Here is a 17,368-nt window from a genome sequence, read left to right on the forward strand (position 1 = left end):
TAGTATGCGCAGGATTACCTCAATTTACTATGGTTTCGTTTGCCCCATGGTGCAAACCAGCTGCCATTCGGCATCCGACACCGGCTGAACCGACAGGCGCGAGTTGCGCACAAGCACCATTTCGGCAAGCCGTTCCTCGCCTTTGATCTGGTCCAGTGTAACGGGTTTGACAAAGGGACGCACCGCTTTGATATCAACACATTCCCAGCGGGGATCGTCGGTTTTGCTGTCTGGATGGGCCTCGGCGATGACCTCGACAATGCCGACAACGGATTTCTCTTTCAGTGAATGATAAAAGAACCCCAGATCACCGACCTTCATCTCGCGCATGAAATTGCGCGCTTGATAATTGCGCACGCCATCCCATTCCTCGCCAGCGTCACCTTTGGCCTGCTGGTTGTCCCAACCCCATGTGTTCGGCTCTGATTTGAACAGCCAATAGGCCATCATCCAACCACCCTGATCCATTCGCGCAGGGTGACGCTGTCGAACAATCCGGCCTTGGCATAGGGATCATTTGCGGCCCAGTTCTCTGCTGCAGCCATGTCGGGCAGGTCCAGCACAATCATCGAGCCGCACATGTCGCCCTGTGCATCTTTCATCGGGCCGGCCAGTGTCACGCAACCGGTGGATTCGATATAGGCCAGATGCGCCTCGCGATTTTCCTTGCGCACAGGCAAGGCACCGGGTTTGTCGTGGGCCATCAAACAGACAAGCATGTTATTCTTCCTTTAACGGGCGCGCCAGAAGGCCACGCATTGCGGTTGCCACATCTAGCCTGTTCTCAAGCAAACCCGCAACGGCTGCGGTGATCGGCAGATCAAGCGCATTGTTTTGCGCGACAAGATGGACAGCTTTGGCTGTTGCCGCCCCCTCGACCGTGGTGGTGGGGTCAAACGGCGTGCCTTCGCCCAGCGACAGGCCAAGGCAATAGTTGCGGGATTGTCGAGATGTGCAGGTCAGGGTCAGGTCACCGAAACCCGACAGGCCCGCCAGCGTCTGCGGATCGGCGTTCAAATGTGTGGCCAGACGCTGCATTTCAGCAAAGCCGCGGGTCATCAAAGCGGCGCGCGCACTTTCACCCAGACCGGCCCCTATGGCAGTGCCGCAGGCAATGGCGATGACGTTTTTCAATGCGCCGCCCAACTCGGCTCCAATCGTGTCTGTGGTGCGGTATAGGCGCAGATTTGGTGTGCTTAACTTTTGTTGCAGCTGTTTCCCGATATCGTCGTTCATACAGGCAAGGGTAAGGGCCGTGGGCAACCCCTGCGCGATGTCGCGCGCGAAACTGGGGCCGGTCAGAATGGCGGGCACAACGGAGGGAACCACGTCGGAGATGATAGAAACCGGGCCCGACCCGGTGGCAATTTCGATGCCTTTGCAGCAGGCGACAAGGATCTTGCCAGCCAGCGCATCCGCGTTGTCAGCAAGGAAGCTGCGCAATTTCTGTGTCGGCAAAGCGAGCAATACAGTTTCCGCCTGTGCCGCATCGGCCAAGGTGCCGGACACCGTCAGCGTTGCGGGGAAGGGGCAGCCCGCGAGCCGGGCGGTATTCTCGCGTTTTTCGGCCATATCCGCGACATCGCGCGCCCAAAGGGTGACAGGCCCGTTTTGGGCCAGCGAAATGGCCAATGCAGTGCCAAAGGCGCCACCGCCCAGAACCGCGATGCTCATGCTTTCGCTCCTTTCTTGCCGCTGCCCAACATGCCGGGTTGCGAAGTGTCCAAGGGCCAACGGGGGCGGGCGGACAGGCCAAGGGTATCTGGCGCGCGATGCTGTGATTGTTCAGCGCCAGCATAGGCGATCATCGCGGCATTATCGGTACAGAGGGCCAGCGGCGGTGCGACAAATTCCATGGTGAAATCGCGCGAAACAGTCTCTAACGCGGCGCGAATGGATTGGTTTGCGGCAACACCCCCGGCGACACAGAGCGTGCGGGCGGCCCCTTCGGGATAATCGGCAAGGGCGCGGCGGGTCTTTTCCGCAAGGACATCGACAACCGCGGCCTGAAAACCGGCGGCAAGGTCGGCCTGATCCTGCGCGGTCAACCCGCCCTTGTCCGCAACCACGGCATCACGGGCACGCAGAACGGCGGTTTTCAGGCCGGAAAAGGACATATCGCAGCCCGGGCGATCCAGCAGAGGGCGGGGCAGGGAAAAGCGTTTGGGGTTACCGGATCGGGCGCAGTTTTCAATTGAGGGGCCACCGGGCTGCGGCAAGCCGATCAGCCGGGCGACTTTGTCAAACGCCTCGCCCGGAGCATCGTCGATGGTGCCGCCCAGACGTTTGAATTCATCCGGACCGTAGACCATCAGGAACTGGCAATGCCCGCCGGACACCAACAACATCAGATAGGGGTAAGGCACACCGTCGGTCAAACGTGGCGTCAGGGCATGGCCGGCAAGATGGTTCACCCCGTAAAGCGGTTTTCCGGTCGCAAGCGCCAGCCCCTTGGCGCACATGACACCCGACACCACGCCGCCAATCAATCCCGGACCGGCGGTGACAGCAATCATATCAATCCCTGATAGGGCCACATTTGCCTGTGTTAGAGCCTGTTCTACACAGTGATCCAGTTTTTCGGCATGTGCGCGGGCAGCGATTTCCGGCACCACGCCGCCAAAAGCGGCATGAAGATCGACCTGTCCGTCGACGACGGATGACAGGACGGTTGCCGGGCCTTGTGCGGGGAGATGCACAACAGCCGCTGCGGTATCATCGCAGCTGCTTTCCAATCCCAGAACTGTGAGTGCGGTTTGCATGGCGGCTTTCCGTTGCAAGGGGGTTATGGCGGAGGTATCACCGGAGGCGATGGCAAACAATGCTCGGACCTCAAATGGATAGGCGCGCACTGCTTTTAACGCGCCCGCGCGACAGCGCAGAGCGGTTTTTGGCGCGGTTGCCTACAGCGCCCCTTAAGGGTGTTCAGTTGTGTATTTCTCCTTTGTTAGAGATTGAACCAACCGGGGAAAAACCCGATTTGAGCCAAACCAAGGGTGTGATTTTTACCTCTGCCCGGGCTGTGGCTCTTGCGCCGCCGGGATCGGGGGGGGATGCCTATTGTGTTGGGGCCCAGACCGCAGCAGCGGCCAGAATGGCAGGTTGGGATGTCAGGCTGGAGGCACAAACCGCAGATGCCTTGGTGGCGATGATGCGAGATTTGAGGATCGAGGGGAAGTTGCTGCACCTTGCGGGCGCGCACCGGCGGGGCCAGATCGCCGCACGGCTGCGTGAGGCCGGAACACAGGTGGATGTGATCACCCTGTATGATCAGCGGTTGCGCCCCCTGACGGATGCAGCGCGAGAAATGCTGGCGGGGGAAGGGCCGGTCATTGTTCCCCTGTTTTCGCCCCGTACAGCAGAGCAGTTTGTTAACCAGACCAAGGCATTCAGCGCTGTCGTCGTGGCGGCCATCAGCCCGGCAGTTGGCGCGGTTCTGGGGGGCAAATCCTTGAAGGGGTTGCACATTGCGAAGGCACCGACCGGCGACGAAATGGCGCGATTGGTTGAAATGCTGTTGCGTAACGATAGGTTCCCTTGAAGGATGGGTTACCTTGAAGCGGGCCAGTGTTGGCGGCTAAGGTGTCAGAGTTCATCTGGCGTAGGTCAGAATCAGAAGGGTATGCAGTGTGGCGAAAGCGAAAAAACCGACCCCGAGCAGCAAAAGCACATCGGGTGCAGCAAAGGACGTGGGCGGTAAAGTGAGTAAACCGGATACAGAGACTTCGCCCGAGACATCAAAGACAACCGACCCTGAAAAGACCCCGACCACCAAGACGGGAGCGACAACCAAGGCCACCACGCGCAAGGCAACTGCGTCGACGATACCCGCTGCAAAACCTGCGAAGTCCGCCACGGCAGCGACAACAAGTTCGGTTCCCAAGACCGCAAAACCGGACGCGACAAAGAAGCCGGCGACACCGGTTGAAGCGCAGACAGATGCATCCGCAAAGGCGCAGGGCAAACCAACCGCGCCAGAGAAAGTTGTTGAGAAGCCGCAGGTTGTGAAGGATGACAAGCCCGCCGCAACCCCGTCGCAGAACACCGAAGAGTCGAAACCGGCAGAGCAGAAAACCAGCGTGTTCTGGCCATTGCTTTTTGGCGGGGTAATTGCGGGTGGTTTGGGCTTTGTCGCTGCGGAAATGGATATTTTTGACAGCCGTGGCGGCGATGACGAGGTTGCCCAGACGTTGAACAGCCAGTCCCAGCGGATTGCGAAACTGGAAAACGCCGATGCACCCGATTTGCAAGGCGTGCAGGACGCCATTACGGCGCTGTCTGACGGTGTGTCCGCCTTGGAAGCCCGTCTGGAAGAGTTAGAGAACCGGCCCGCGTCGACAGGCGGGGACGCGGCCTCGCCGGAATATGCAGAAGACCTGGCTGCATTGCAGGCCTCGGTAGAGGCGCAGCAAAGCGAGATTTCACGGCTTTTGAAGAATGCACAAAGCGTTGAAGAAGCGACGGCAAATGCAGCGCGTAAAGCGCAGGCACAACGGGCGCTGACGGCGATCACTGTGGCCTTGGCCAGCGGTGCGGGATATGAGACCGCCTTGCAGGATTTGAGTGCCAGCGGCGTTGCGGATATTCCTGCGGCCTTGCAAGAGAATTCCGAAGGTGTTGCGCCGTTATTGGGGTTGCAGACCGGATTTCCTGATACGGCTCGGGCAGCGCTTTCTGTGGCGCGTGCCGCGGGCGGCGATGAGGCGGAGACCGGCATCGGTGGTTTTCTGAAGCGCCAGCTGAGTGCGCGTTCGGTGGCCCCGCGCGAAGGGGATGACCCGGATGCGGTGCTTTCACGTGCCGAAGCGGCAGTACGTGAGGGCCGTGTTGCGGATGCATTGACGGAAATTGAAACGCTTCCCGCTCCGGTACAAGATGCCATGGCGGATTGGTTGGCATCTGCGCGTGCGCGTGCCGCGACAGAGGCTGCTGTGCAGGACCTGTCCCAACGCCTGACGGCAAACTGAGGAAATCGAATTTATGTTGTGGTCATTGATCAAGATTATTCTGTTTGTCGCTGTTGTGGCGGCGCTGGCATGGGGCGGGGTGTTCCTGTTGGAAAGTCGGGGTGGCATTCAGGTCACGCTGATGGGGGTCGAATACAACTTTGGTCCGCTGCAATCCGTTATTGGCATAGCCGTTTTGATGGTCGCGGTTTGGGTGCTGCTCAAGCTGTTTACCTTGCTGGTGGCGACGTGGAAATTTCTGAACGGGGATGAAACCGCTTTGTCGCGGTATTTTGACCGTAACCGCGAGCGCAAGGGGTTTGACGCATTGTCTGAGGGGCTGATGGCGCTGGCCAGTGGCGAGGGTAAACTGGCGCTGGCGAAAGCGGCCAAGGCGGACAAGTATCTGCAAAAGCCGGCGTTGACCAACCTGTTGACGGCGCAGGCGGCAGAAATGGCCGGGGACAAACGCAAGGCGGAAGAAACCTATCGCAAGCTGGTCGAAGACGAGACAACCCGGTTTGTCGGTGTGCGCGGTATCATGAAACAAAAGCTGGCGGACGGCGATACGGATACCGCGCTGAAGCTGGCGGAAAAGGCATTTGCCCTGAAGCCCAAACACGTTGAAACCGGTGATGTGTTGTTGCAGTTGCAGGCCGGCAAGGAAGACTGGACCGGGGCGCGCAAGACCTTGAGCGCCAAATTGAAGAATGGCCAGTTGCCCCGTGATGTTCACAAACGACGCGATGCTGTGCTGGCGCTGTCCGAGGCGAAAGACATTATCGACGATGGCAAGGATATAGAAGCGCGCGAAGTGGCTATTGAAGCCAACCGTTTGTCGCCTGACCTGATCCCGGCGGCGGTGATGGCCGCGCAGGGGTATATCGCCGAGGGCAAGCCGCGCTATGCGACGCGTGTTCTGACCAAAGCGTGGAGCGTGCAACCGCATCCGGATTTGGCCGCCACCTTTGCGGCAATTGAACCAGAGGAAAAGCCGGCAGCGCGTATCAAACGGTTCAAGGCCCTTACCAAATTGCAGCCGGATCATGCGGAAACAAAGATGTTACTGGCCGAGCTGCACATTGCTGACGAAGATTTCCCTGCCGCGCGTCGGGCGCTGGGCAATCTGGTGGAAACCGATCCGACGGCGCGTTCAGTTACCCTGATGGCGGCGGTTGAACGGGGCGAAGGTGCGTCGGATACAGTGGTCAAGGGGTGGCTGGCGCGGGCGTTGACCGTGTCCCGCGGACCGCAGTGGATTTGTGATAACTGCCAGAATATTCACAGCGAATGGGCACCGACCTGTGGCAATTGTCAGAGTTTTGACACGTTGACATGGAAGACCCCACCGATGGCAGAAGTTGCCATGCCCGGTGGCGTGTCGATGCTGCCGCTGATTGTGGGCGGGGGTGACGACAACACCGGTTCAGACGGGGCGGTGGTGGTGAGTGCGGCGATTGAAGACGCCGAGTTGATTACCGACCCGCCCGAGGACGGGTCGGCGCAGGACATCCCCGCCAAACCCTAGGGCGGGGTCGGGTTACTTGCCTTTCCAGACGGGATCGCGCTTTTCTGCGAAGGCGCGGGCCCCTTCCATCTGATCCTCGGAAGCATAGAGCAGATCAACCGTCGGCAATTGCCGTTTGGTGATCCGGTTCATGGCGTCCTGAAATTTGGCGTCTTCGGCATCGCGCACGATTTCCTTGATCGCGGCATAGACCAGTGGCGGACCGGAAGCCAAAAGGCGGGCCAGTTCCCATGCACGATCCATTAATTGATCGGCTGGCAGGATCTCATTGACCAGGCCCCATCCCTTGGCTTCCTCCGCGTCGAACCAACGACCGGTCAGCAAAAGCTCCATCGCGATATGGTAGGGAATGCGTTTGGGGAGTTTGACAGAGGCGGCATCGGCCACTGTGCCGGAGCGGATTTCCGGCAGGGCGAAAGTGGCGTGATCGGCGGCCAAAATCATGTCTGCAGAGAGGGCGAATTCCAGTCCGCCGCCACATGCGATGCCGTTCACGGCGGCAATCACCGGTTTGTTCATGCCGCGCAGCTCTTGCAGGCCGCCAAACCCGCCAATGCCGTAATCGCCATCTACGGCATCACCTTCGGATGCCGCCTTGAGGTCCCAGCCAGGGCAGAAAAACTTGGCACCGCCGCCGGTGATGATCGCCACGCGCAGCTCTGGATCATCGCGGAAATCGGCAAAAACCTCGCCCATCAGGCGGGAGGTTTTCAGATCAATGGCGTTTGCCTTGGGCCGGTCAAGGGTGACCTGCAGAATGGCACCGTCGCGATGGGTCTTGATAGGAGAGTCTGACATGGGTTTTCCTGTTCAAAGGGTGCGTCGAAGCAGCGCGTCCGCCGCGATGGCGGTGTCGGGCGTGCAAAGAAGCGGATTGATTTCAATTTCTTGCAAGTCGCCGCGATGGGCAACGGTGAAATCCTGAACCGCGCGGATCGCACGTAGGATTGATGGCATATCGGCGGCGGGCCCGGCACGATACCCGTGCAACAAGGGGGCGATGCGCAGGCTGTTCAGAGCGGTTTCGACCTCTGTGTCCGTCGCGGGGATCAGCAGCGACACCGTGTCTTGCAGTATCTCTGTCAGGGTGCCCCCCGCGCCAAGGGTCAGAACGAAGCCGTGGGCGGGATCATTGATCACCCCAATCAGTAGCTCGACGGTCACGCCGGTTACCATTTCTTCGATCAGAAAGCTGGACGCGCCCATCGATTGCGCCGCTGCGTGGGTTTCATCGGCGGTCGTGAGGTTAAGCTTTACGGCGCCTGCCTCGGTTTTATGTGCGATGCCTTCGCCTTTGAGAACCTGGGGAAAGCCGACCTGCGCCGCGCTGTGTGCTACATCGTCCGGCGACATGCAACGGATTGATCCGGGGATGCGCAACCCATGGCCGGCGAGGGCGGATTTCGCCTCGGCTTCGGGGAAAAGCTGTGCCGTGCCGCCTTGGTTTGGCAGGGTTATGGGCTGTGGGTCTTGCGGTGCAAATGTGCCAGCCTGACAGGCGGCCAGAGCTTCGCCCAACCCGGAGAAAGGGACAACACCGGCCGCCAACAGGGTGCGGGCAACATCCTCGGGCATAAGTTCGGGCAGGGTGGCAACCATGCCATAGCGCCGCCCGGTTTGTTGTGCGGCACCGATGGTCGCTGCGATTACGCAGTCCCAATCACTCGGATCGCAGATATCCGCGCGGGGGAAATCCACAATCAACAGGGTGATGGCAACATCAGGATCGGCAATGGCGGCAAAGGCGCGCGTCATCGCGGGGACATCCCGCCAGATATAGGTGTGATAATCCAGCGGGTTGGCCAGTGCGACACGGGGCCCAAGGGCCGCGCGCAGATCGGTTTTCTGCCGGTCATTCAGCGGTGGAAAGGTAACTCCAAGGGACAGGCCGGTATCCGCCGCAAGGCTTGCCTCACCGCCGGAGCAGCTGATGGTGGCGACAGTGTTCTGCGGCAGGGGGCCTGCAACATGCAGCAGTTTGAGCGTTTCAAGAAAGCTGGGTAAATCATCAACCCGTGCCACCCCAAGACGGTTGAGCAGGGCAGCGGCGCCAGCATCCTGTCCGGCGAGAGATGCGGTATGGGACACGGTGGCGGCCTGTGCCTGATCGGACCGGCCAACCTTGATTGCGACCACGGGTTTGCCCAATGCAGCGGCGCGTTTTGCCAAGGCTTCGAACTGGCGCAGATCGCCAATGCCTTCGATGTGCAGACCCAGAGCGGTTACACGCGGATCATCCAGCAAGGCCATGCCGATTTCGGCAATGCCGGTTTGCGCCTGATTGCCTGCGGTCACGACATAGGCCAAGGGCAGGGCGCGGGCCTGCATGGTTAGGTTAATCGCGATATTTGAGCTTTGGGTGATGATAGCGACGCCGCTGTCGACCGGCGCGCCACCGTGTTGATCGGGCCAGAGCAAGGCCCCGTCGAGGTAGTTGATGAAGCCGTAACAATTGGGGCCGAGGATCGGCATGTCGCCAGCTTTTGACAGGAGCGCGGACTGAAGATCGGCACCGGACGCGTCTTCGGCCTGTGCTTCAAGGAAACCCGATGCAAAGCAGACAGCCCCTCCAGCGCCCCGTTCAGCAAGGGCCGCAACAACGTCGATGGTTGCCGTGCGGTTTACACCGATAAAACAGGCGTCGGGCGCGGCTGGCAGGGCATCAATACCGCGATAGACCGGCAACCCTTCGATGGAGTCAGCGGAGGGATGCACCGGCCAAATATCACCGGCAAACCCCATTCGTTGGCATTGCAGTACAACCTGTTTGCACCATGCGCCCCCCCCGACCACAGCGATGGTTCGGGGGCGCAGCAGACGGTCAAGCGCGCGCGTCATTCAGGCCCCCAAAGGACGCAGGAGGTCGCGGGAAATGATGTGGCGCTGGATCTCGGATGTGCCGTCCCAGATGCGTTCGACACGGGCGTCACGCCAGAACCGTTCAATGGGAAAATCATCCATCAAACCCATGCCGCCGAATATCTGCAAAGTAGTGTCTGTAACGCGGGCCAGAGCCTCGGATGCATAGAGCTTGGCGCTGGCAATTTCGCGGTTTGCCGGCAGCCCCTGATCCAACCGCCAAGCCGCTGCGAGGGTCAGCAAATCAGCGGCGTCGATTTCTGTGATCATATCGGCGATTTGGAACGAGACGCCTTGGAACTTGCCGATTTGCTGGCCGAATTGTTTGCGTTCGGCGGCATAGTTCAGCGCATAATCAAAACAGCGCCGCGCGCGTCCGACGCTGAAGGCTGCAACCGTGATGCGGGTCGCATAGAGCCATTCGTTCATCACTGCAAAACCGCCATCGACCTCGCCCAGAACCTGCGCATCGGGCAGGCGGCATTCGTCAAACGTCAGGATACAGTTTTTGTAACCCTTGTGGCTGACCGAGTTATAGCCGTCGCGTACTTCGAACCCCGGCGTGCCGCGATCGACGAGGAAGGTTGTGATACGTTTCTTGGGCCCTTTTGGTGTTTCATCAACGCCAGTGGCGATAAACACGATGAAGAAATCCGCATGTTCCGCGCCCGAGATAAAGTGTTTGGATCCGTTGATCACCCAATCGCCGCCCTCGCGCCGGGCCTGACATTTCATCCCGCGCACGTCCGATCCGGCGTCCGGTTCCGTCATTGCCAACGCGTCCATGCGTTCGCCCCGCACCGCCGGCAGCAGATAGCGTTCGCGCTGTTCCTCATTACAGGCCATCAGAATGTTCTGAGGACGGCCAAAGAAATGCGTGAGGGCCATGGACCCACGGCCCAACTCGCGCTCGACCAGTGTGAAATCAACGTGCGATAGGCCTGCGCCGCCCACCTCTTCGGGGAAGTTGCAGGCGTAAAACCCCAGATCAATGCACTTCTTCTTGATCTCTTCACCCAGTTCATGCGGCACATGTCCGGTGCGTTCGACTTCGGCCTCATGGGGGTAAATTTCTTTTTCGACGAAGCTGCGCACGGTCGAGACGATCATCTCTTGTTCTTCACTGAGGCCAAAGTGCATGAAAAGCGGTCCTTTTTGGATGTGTTGCCCAACACTAGGCAGATTGGGACCGACAAGGATCGGCCAAATGCGACATCAGGCTGGAAATATTAATCTGCTGTTTACTGGTTTCAGGGCAGAACAAAAGGGAGGGTTTGGTACAGGGGGTCAGCCCCGGGTGGAATGCCCTGCAAACGAGGACGAGAATGACCCAGTTTTGGCGCAAAATAGCAGAGAAGCGGAACACAATTGCCGGTGATATCACGGGTTGCGGTGGTCGGCAGATGCATCAGTCGGGGCGTTGACATGGGGCAGGCGCAACAAAAGTTTGTTCACCCTGATTTTGCCGAAGACATAAGGCTGGTCATCTGGGATCTGGACGAGACGTTTTGGGATGGCACCCTGACCGAAGGGGGGATTGGATACCGTGATGATCATCACCGGTTGGTGATCGAACTGGCCCGGCGCGGCATCATGTCTGCCATTTGTTCCAAGAACGCGGCCAGCACCATCGAAGCCCTGCTGCGGGATCGGGGGTTGTGGGACTATTTTATCTTTCCCAGCATTGATTGGACACCCAAGGGCCCGCGGATTGCCGCGATGCTGGAACAGATCGGCTTGCGTGCGCCGTCGGTCCTATTTCTGGATGACAACCCGATGAACCTTGCGCAGGCCGCCCATATGAACCCCGGTCTGAATGTCGGTCTGCCGCAACTGATCTCAGAGCTTGCCGATGCGCCGCAACTTCGCGGCAAGCCCGACCCGCAATTGAGCCGTCTGGCGCAATATAAGTTGAAAGAACGCAAAGCGGTCGCATCTGTGGTGGCAGGTGGGGATACGATTGATTTTTTGCGCAATTCGAACGTGCGGGTGTTTCTCGATTATAATGTCGAAGCCCACCTGGACCGCGCAATCGAGTTGATTAACCGAACGAACCAGCTGAATTTTACCAAAATCCGCCTGCCGGAGGATCAGGATGCCGCCCGTGCGGAGCTATCGGCTGTGCTGGCGTTGAATACGACAGATGCTGCATTGATACGGGTGCGCGATGATTTTGGTGACTACGGGTTTGTGGGGTTCTACCTGACAGAGCGGCTTCACAACATGCGTAGGATCAAACACTTTTGTTTTTCCTGCCGGACCTTGAATATGTACATCGAACACTGGACCTATGCGCATCTGGGTCGACCGCCTATGGCGCTGCAGGCTGAGACCCTGTCGGATGTGATCGGTGACCTGATGCCGGTTGACTGGATCACCCCGGCGACCTTGGCTGAAATGGATGCCGATGAGCCGTCGCCGGTGATCCGATTTGATCACATTGTCGCCCGTGGCGGGTGTGATTTGGCCAGTCTGATGCACTACTTTGCGCTGCATACCGATCATCTGGTTGAGGAGTTTAACCAGCCATTGAACGGCCAAATGTTCCGACGGGATCATTCATCCTTTCTAATGCCCGCGATTGAGGGGGGATTGAGTGAAGCGCAGATTTCTGCGGCGGCGACCCTTGGCTACGGGCCGGATGATTTCACCTCGCAGCTTGGGGATATGCCGCAGGGGCGTGTTCTTTGTTTCCTGAGCTTCTGGGCGGATGCAGACATTCCCGAGTACCGCCACGGCGCAAGCGGTCTTGTGTTGCCCTATTGGTTGGTGGGGGCGCAAAACCATGATCTGATCGCCAAATCGGAACTTCGCGAGGCGGTTGCCAAGACTGACCCGCAACGCCAGCGGCTTGCGGTGCTGGCCCGCGATTTCACCCATGCCGGACTATTAACAAGCAGCGAAATGGCGCGCAGGTATGACCGGATTCTGGACCAGATACCGACGGATGCACAGGTTGTGGTTGTCCTTGCCCCGGAAACCGGACCGGTTCAGCTGCGCAACCCAGAGCGGTCGCCCCATCCGCACCACCAAAGATTGAATGCCGTACTGCGACAGGTGGCAGGCCAGAGGGGAAATGTCATGCTGCTTGACCCCGCCGATTTCATTACCGTTGCAGAGGATATGATCGACCTGAACCACTTCAAGCGACCGGTGTATCACCGGATGTATCAGGATGTGATCCAGCGCCTTAGCCAAACGGATCAAGGAGCGCCTGATGTCTGATCGCCTTTTTGCTAATCTGTTTCTAAGCATCGGCGCGATGAAGGCGGGTACGACGTGGTTATATGCCGTGTTGTCGCGTCATCCGGCGCTTCACTTTGCGATGGAAAAAGAGATCCACTATTTTTACCACCGCTATGTGAATCCGAACCAGTTAAGCGAGGGCTACCGGTTGCGGGAGGCCAAGAACCGTTATTTGTTCCGATTTGATCCGGAAAAGGCAAATATCGATGCGGTGCGTGGAAATGTTCAATGGGTCGCGCAATACCTCAGCCGGCCAGTTGACGATTATTGGTATCGCAACTTGTTTCAGATGCGGGATCACCAGAAGTACGCCTGTGACTTTTCAAATCTCAATGCACAGCTTCCGATGGATGCATGGCCCCAGATAGAGGAGAAATGCGACCGGCTTCGTGTGCTTTATACCATGCGTGATCCGGTTAACCGGCTGTGGAGCCATACAAAATTCCACCTGCAACTGACCGGTCATCTGGATAAGTTGGAAACATGGGGGCCGGCAGAGTTTTCAGAGTTTATCAGACGGCACCATATCTGGGTTAATGCGGAATACGGCAAGGTATTGCGCAATCTGAAAGGTGGATTGTCACCAGAGGTTTATAAGGTGATTTTTTACGAAGATCTGCATCAGGACCAGCGCGGCACCCTGCGCGAGATCGAGCGGTTCCTCGGCTTGCCGGCATTTGACTATCCGCAGGCCCTATTGGAGCAGCGGTTTACCGAAAGCGTGAAACACAAGATGCCGGACTTTTTCCCCGAGGTTGTGCGGGAGGACGTGATGCGTATCTGTGACGAGGTTTCTGCCGAGGGTTATGATATTCCGGCGCGCTGGGCTGTGCCGGTGCCTGTTGGGGCGTGAGGCAGAATAGCCCGCACATGACGCAGCAGGCTGAGATCGTCATGGTTGGCTTGTTCGAGGACGTCGCGCATGTCCGGTGAAACGGATTGAACGGTATTCTGACCGGATGCATTTATGATTACGGGCTGCCAATCGAAGGCCGGGAAATGTGGTTTTAGCAAACCGGCCAGTCGTTGCATGGCAGTGTCAAAGTTGGAGACCAGCCCCAAAACACCGTCTCGGGCGATCACTCTGACTGCGGCTTGCGCACGGGTCAATTCGTCGCCGGTGACATCAGGGGCCAGCATCGCAAGGCGGCTGGTCTGGAAGTTGCGGCATTGCCTGTCCCCTTGGGTGTTCAGTCGGGCATGAACATACCCGGCAAAGCCGTTTTCCCGTGCCAACCGGGCACCCCGCGAATTGGATTTTTGCGTTTTTTCAAACCGGTAGGCCGAGGCGATGCGGTCAACTGGATCACGCAGCAAGACGATCGGGATGATGCGGACACCCGGAAGGGCTGGTAAGGCGGTCTGGATCGTATGGGAGGAGAAGGCGATGGCATCGCTGTTATCCCTGATCCATCCGGCAATGTCGGGCATATGGCCGGGGCGGGGATCGGGAAATTCGCGCGTGACCCAACGGTCAGGAAAATTCTGGCGCAGGATATGGTCGACCGAGGTGCCTGCGTTCTTGAACAGGTGGTTATGCAGGATGACATGACGCACCCGCAATCAGCCCCGTGCGGCGAACAGATCGGCAGCCTCAAATGCGGTTCGCATATGTTGGCGACCGCGTTCGAATGAATAGCTGTTGTGCATATAGCTGCGGGCATTTTGGGACAGGGCTTCCCAGAGAATATCGTCGTTGTCCAGCTGTTGGATCGCATCAACCCATGCGTCAGGCCGCTCGGCGATGATGCAATCATATCCTGACCGCAAGCCGATCCCTTCGGCCGCAATTGGGCTGATTACACAGGGAATGCCGTGGGCCAGTGCGCCAAGCACCTTTCCCTTGATCCCCGCGCCGGACAACAGGGGGGCCACAAATATCCGGTGCGTATCATAGGCATCAGCGGCGTCTTTGATGAATCCATGCGGCAGGACATTGTCGCTTTGCAGGGCGTTGATGTCGTCGCCCATGCCGGATCCATAGATGTTGAAATGCACTGTGGGGTCATGGGTGACCAACCTTGGCATCACGTTGCGCACAAACCAATGGATACCCTCAGTATTGGGGTGATGTCGAAAACTGCCCAAAAACGACAGACCTTTGCGGGCACGCGCCGCTGGCACAGCGTTAGGCACATTTACCACCCAAGGGCATTTGACGACCGTTGACTGCCCGTCGGTATAGGCCTGGATCACCGAATGCTCGATCTCGTTGTACGACAGAACCACATCAACATTACGGATCACGTCGATCTCTTCGGTGCGGGTCTGAAAGGCACGTTGCAGTTTGTCAGCATCACCTTCGGTTCTGGCGGCGCGGAGTTCCCGCAGAAAATGCAGATCGGCATTATTGAATAAGATCCGCGCACTGGGTGCCAACCGCCTGATCTGTTCCAGAACAGCCTGTGCAACATAGTAGCGCGTGATATAAAATGCATCAAAATCAGTGGCATGTTGGTCAAGATATTCAGCGGTGTTCATGTAGAAGGGCGCATAGATCACCTCGACACCGGATTTTTGCAGGTCTTCGGTATAGCGTCCGAGATGAGCCATATTTGTCGAAACAAAGGTAACTTTGTAGCCAAGCGATTGCACAAGGCGCATTTCCTGAAGGGCGGCGTATGACCCGGCGTCCTTGTCAAAGCGGGGTGGGGCATAGTCGATAAACAACACCCGGCCTGCGATGCCACGGTCCTTTTCAAGGTCGGGTGACTGCCCTTCGGCCCCGTGATTGGCAAAGCTGTTTGCCCAGCGGCGTTTGAACTTCGGACGGTTGACCTCTTGATATTTTTTGAAGCCGGTGCTGACGTCGGTGCCAGATGTCATACCTTCAAAATGGTAAACAACCGAGGAGGGCACGTACCATGTGGAGTATCCGGCGGCGCGCACCTTGAAGGCGAAATCGGTGTCTTCGAAATACATGGGTTCCAGATAGGTCGAGAGACCGTTGATTTCTTTCCACACCGCGGCGGGGACGAGCATTGCAGCCCCGGAGAGGTAATCAACCTGGCGGGCATAATTGAACCTTGGATCATTGGCGTTTTGCCGGTTGCCGTAATTCCACGGATTGCCGTTGCCCCAAATGACGCCACCCGCATCCTGTAAATCACCGTTGGGATAGAGCAGTTTGGATCCGACAAGGCCGACATTTTCAAACCGGTCAAAGGCGGCAAGCAATTCGTCCAGCCAGCCGGCAGTCACTTCGACATCGTTATTCAACAGAGCGATGTATTTTCCGCGGGCGCGGTCCGCCCCGGCGTTGCAAGCGCGGATAAACCGCTGGGCAACGGGGTGGCGCACCACGGTAATGCCGGTGACGAATTCCTCAATCCGGGCAGTTTCATCCTCTGAGGCGTCGTCGACCAATATCACCTCGAATGTTGCGGTGTTCTGCCCCACCAACAAAGAACAGAGCGCAAGGTATGTGAGATCAATGTTGTTGTGCGCAGGAATAATGACCGACACATCCGGATGAGTCACCTTTGGAAAGAGCAGTGGTTTGCGGATGACGTTTTCATGTCCGCCTTCCAGGGTTTCGAGGGCGTGCATCAGCTGGGCAAAATCAGTGGTCGGGCCGGCCTTTGCCATCAGGGATTTAAGGGCGGCATATCGATAGGGCGTCGGGGGTAACAGGGCATCGGGAAAAGGTGCGGCGGATTCGCGGCGCATCACGTCTTCGGGTGTTAAAATGCAGGGCAGTAATTGCTGGTCTTCGAACAGCACAACCGACCCCGATTTATCTTTGAGCGCGAGGTGACGGACGTGGCCGTTCAGGTATTTTGCCGGCAGGCGGATTACATTGTCCCCCGGCGTGAGGCTGATGGCCTGCACCGACTGTCCGTCGATCGACAACACCAGCTCTAGCGGCTGGGCAGAGTGGCAAACCAGCGTGTGCCCATAGTTTTCGCGCACGGAAAAATCCGTTTCGGACATGGGTGTGATCGGAAAAACATCCTGTCCCATCTGGATTGAAAGCCCCTGACCGGGGGCAAGCATATTGGGCAAATTCGCGCTGATCCACTGGCCGTCGGGCACTTCCTTGGGGCCATAGATCCATTCCGGTTCGAGCAAGAGTTTCTCGTAATCCTGTGTGTCGGCACTGGCAACGTGCATATCGGCGAGAAACAGAAACGGCTCGGTGCCCTTTTCGTCCGGCAAATGTTTGCGGTATTCGATTTCGAACATCACATCACAGCATTGGAAGTGTTGCGGAATCGGGTGACGCATATCGGCATAGCCGTCAGGCGAGGTGCCCCCCGCACGGGCTGTGTCGAACGGCAGGAAATGGCGCTCTTCCTGCAACGAGACCGGATCGCGTAGTATCAAACACAGACTTGCGGCGGCGCGGTGGGCAGCAAGTCTGGCCTTGAAGACCATGCCCGCCTTGACCTCGGGCACGGATATCTTGTTGTCGAAGAATATCTGGCAGGGTGCCTCAAAACGGTTGATCATTACTTGAACGGTCTGGCTGCCATTGAGGGACCAGTCGGTCAGGTGGTCGACCCAACATGCGTATACTTCGCCGGGGATATTTTCCGCTGGCAGTGAGCTGGAATTTTGCACGATGTTACGTGTGTCCAGTCGAAAGGTTGATGTGTGTTTGAGGAGGGGCGAGGGGCCTTGTGTGCAGGTCTCGAACGGGGCAAGTGCGTCGCCCAGTCTGATTTCCATTGCGCGTGTCGTCGCGGATTGGTCGATATTTCCAAATACCTTGCCGTCCAGCATGACGAGGCAGCGTAGATCCGATGAGAAATCGAGCGACATGATCGGGTGAACCTCTTGTAATTTC

Annotated in this window: 14 protein-coding genes; 5 read left to right on the top strand and 9 right to left on the bottom strand. The window is 58.1% G+C overall.

From position 1 onward, the window contains the following. Positions 1 to 27: 27 nt before the first annotated feature. The 4 genes from HKX44_RS11290 to tsaD are packed head-to-tail and all read right to left on the bottom strand — an operon-like array spanning position 28 to position 2,762. A complete protein-coding gene (locus tag HKX44_RS11290) occupies positions 28 to 447 on the bottom strand; it encodes an EVE domain-containing protein (RefSeq protein ID WP_276151899.1) in 420 nt (139 codons plus the stop codon). Next, on the bottom strand, positions 447 to 719 hold the full coding sequence (locus tag HKX44_RS11295; RefSeq protein WP_276151427.1) for a YciI family protein: 273 nt from the start codon (positions 717 to 719) through the stop codon (positions 447 to 449). Before HKX44_RS11295 ends, HKX44_RS11290 begins: the two co-directional genes overlap by 1 nt. A 1-nt stretch (position 720) precedes the next feature. Beyond that, positions 721 to 1,674 (bottom strand): NAD(P)H-dependent glycerol-3-phosphate dehydrogenase, encoded by a 954-nt coding sequence (locus HKX44_RS11300; RefSeq protein WP_276151428.1) that lies wholly within the window; start codon positions 1,672 to 1,674, stop codon positions 721 to 723. Next, entirely contained in the window at positions 1,671 to 2,762 is a 1,092-nt protein-coding gene (tsaD, locus tag HKX44_RS11305) for a tRNA (adenosine(37)-N6)-threonylcarbamoyltransferase complex transferase subunit TsaD (RefSeq protein ID WP_276151429.1), read from the bottom strand. The genes HKX44_RS11300 and tsaD overlap by 4 nt, the downstream gene beginning before the upstream one ends. A 74-nt stretch (positions 2,763 to 2,836) precedes the next feature. Here tsaD and HKX44_RS11310 point away from each other — a divergent pair, with 74 nt between their 5' ends. From HKX44_RS11310 to HKX44_RS11320, 3 genes are all read left to right on the top strand, one after another. Beyond that, complete coding sequence (locus tag HKX44_RS11310; RefSeq protein WP_276151430.1) at positions 2,837 to 3,541, top strand: uroporphyrinogen-III synthase; 705 nt, start codon at positions 2,837 to 2,839, stop codon at positions 3,539 to 3,541. Positions 3,542 to 3,629: 88 nt separating this feature from the next. Then, the gene (locus HKX44_RS11315) at positions 3,630 to 4,967 is read left to right on the top strand and encodes a hypothetical protein (protein WP_276153136.1); all 1,338 of its coding nucleotides are present in this window, start codon (positions 3,630 to 3,632) and stop codon (positions 4,965 to 4,967) included. Between the two features lie 13 nt (positions 4,968 to 4,980). Further along, positions 4,981 to 6,474 carry a heme biosynthesis HemY N-terminal domain-containing protein gene (locus tag HKX44_RS11320; protein WP_276151432.1) on the top strand — a complete coding sequence of 498 codons (1,494 nt, stop codon included), beginning with the start codon at positions 4,981 to 4,983 and terminating at the stop codon, positions 6,472 to 6,474. Positions 6,475 to 6,486: 12 nt separating this feature from the next. Here HKX44_RS11320 and HKX44_RS11325 read toward each other — a convergent pair whose 3' ends face one another. Genes HKX44_RS11325 through HKX44_RS11335 form a run of 3 tightly spaced genes read right to left on the bottom strand, consistent with a single transcriptional unit; the run spans position 6,487 to position 10,473 of the window. Beyond that, positions 6,487 to 7,272 (bottom strand): carnitinyl-CoA dehydratase, encoded by a 786-nt coding sequence (locus HKX44_RS11325; protein WP_276151433.1) that lies wholly within the window; start codon positions 7,270 to 7,272, stop codon positions 6,487 to 6,489. A gap of 12 nt (positions 7,273 to 7,284) precedes the next feature. Next, the gene (locus HKX44_RS11330) at positions 7,285 to 9,312 is read right to left on the bottom strand and encodes an acetate--CoA ligase family protein (RefSeq protein WP_276151434.1); all 2,028 of its coding nucleotides are present in this window, start codon (positions 9,310 to 9,312) and stop codon (positions 7,285 to 7,287) included. Continuing rightward, positions 9,313 to 10,473, bottom strand: a complete 1,161-nt coding sequence (locus HKX44_RS11335) for an acyl-CoA dehydrogenase family protein (RefSeq protein ID WP_276151435.1) — start codon at positions 10,471 to 10,473, stop codon at positions 9,313 to 9,315. 285 nt (positions 10,474 to 10,758) lie between these two features. On the opposite strand from HKX44_RS11335, the gene HKX44_RS11340 reads away from it, so the two are divergent. Both HKX44_RS11340 and HKX44_RS11345 read left to right on the top strand, forming a co-directional pair. After that, positions 10,759 to 12,558: a hypothetical protein gene (locus HKX44_RS11340; protein ID WP_276151436.1), complete on the top strand. Its 1,800-nt coding sequence runs from the start codon at positions 10,759 to 10,761 to the stop codon at positions 12,556 to 12,558. Beyond that, positions 12,551 to 13,432 carry a sulfotransferase gene (locus tag HKX44_RS11345; protein ID WP_276151437.1) on the top strand — a complete coding sequence of 294 codons (882 nt, stop codon included), beginning with the start codon at positions 12,551 to 12,553 and terminating at the stop codon, positions 13,430 to 13,432. Before HKX44_RS11340 ends, HKX44_RS11345 begins: the two co-directional genes overlap by 8 nt. On the opposite strand, the gene HKX44_RS11350 is transcribed toward HKX44_RS11345, so the two are convergent. Both HKX44_RS11350 and HKX44_RS11355 read right to left on the bottom strand, forming a co-directional pair. Then, the gene (locus tag HKX44_RS11350) at positions 13,384 to 14,136 is read right to left on the bottom strand and encodes a sulfotransferase family 2 domain-containing protein (RefSeq protein WP_276151900.1); all 753 of its coding nucleotides are present in this window, start codon (positions 14,134 to 14,136) and stop codon (positions 13,384 to 13,386) included. The two genes, HKX44_RS11345 and HKX44_RS11350, sit on opposite strands and share 49 nt — an antisense overlap. Positions 14,137 to 14,142: 6 nt before the next feature. Next, the gene (locus HKX44_RS11355) at positions 14,143 to 17,343 is read right to left on the bottom strand and encodes a glycosyltransferase (RefSeq protein WP_276153716.1); all 3,201 of its coding nucleotides are present in this window, start codon (positions 17,341 to 17,343) and stop codon (positions 14,143 to 14,145) included. Positions 17,344 to 17,368 lie beyond the last annotated feature (25 nt).

The sequence above is a fragment of the Sulfitobacter sp. M05 genome, assembly GCF_029285175.1.
Taxonomy (GTDB): domain Bacteria; phylum Pseudomonadota; class Alphaproteobacteria; order Rhodobacterales; family Rhodobacteraceae; genus Sulfitobacter.

Excerpts from the sequence above, each read along its gene's own strand:
- HKX44_RS11325 (WP_276151433.1), bottom strand. The coding sequence starts at position 7,272 with ATGTCAGACTCTCCTATCAAGACCCATCGCGACGGTGCCATTCTGCAG.
- HKX44_RS11355 (WP_276153716.1), bottom strand. The coding sequence starts at position 17,343 with ATGTCGCTCGATTTCTCATCGGATCTACGCTGCCTCGTCATGCTGGAC.
- HKX44_RS11310 (WP_276151430.1), top strand. The coding sequence starts at position 2,837 with ATGGATAGGCGCGCACTGCTTTTAACGCGCCCGCGCGACAGCGCAGAG.
- HKX44_RS11320 (WP_276151432.1), top strand. The coding sequence starts at position 4,981 with ATGTTGTGGTCATTGATCAAGATTATTCTGTTTGTCGCTGTTGTGGCG.
- HKX44_RS11330 (WP_276151434.1), bottom strand. The coding sequence starts at position 9,312 with ATGACGCGCGCGCTTGACCGTCTGCTGCGCCCCCGAACCATCGCTGTG.
- HKX44_RS11345 (WP_276151437.1), top strand. The coding sequence starts at position 12,551 with ATGTCTGATCGCCTTTTTGCTAATCTGTTTCTAAGCATCGGCGCGATG.
- tsaD (WP_276151429.1), bottom strand. The coding sequence starts at position 2,762 with ATGCAAACCGCACTCACAGTTCTGGGATTGGAAAGCAGCTGCGATGAT.
- HKX44_RS11290 (WP_276151899.1), bottom strand. The coding sequence starts at position 447 with ATGGCCTATTGGCTGTTCAAATCAGAGCCGAACACATGGGGTTGGGAC.
- HKX44_RS11340 (WP_276151436.1), top strand. The coding sequence starts at position 10,759 with ATGGGGCAGGCGCAACAAAAGTTTGTTCACCCTGATTTTGCCGAAGAC.
- HKX44_RS11300 (WP_276151428.1), bottom strand. The coding sequence starts at position 1,674 with ATGAGCATCGCGGTTCTGGGCGGTGGCGCCTTTGGCACTGCATTGGCC.
- HKX44_RS11295 (WP_276151427.1), bottom strand. The coding sequence starts at position 719 with ATGCTTGTCTGTTTGATGGCCCACGACAAACCCGGTGCCTTGCCTGTG.
- HKX44_RS11335 (WP_276151435.1), bottom strand. The coding sequence starts at position 10,473 with ATGCACTTTGGCCTCAGTGAAGAACAAGAGATGATCGTCTCGACCGTG.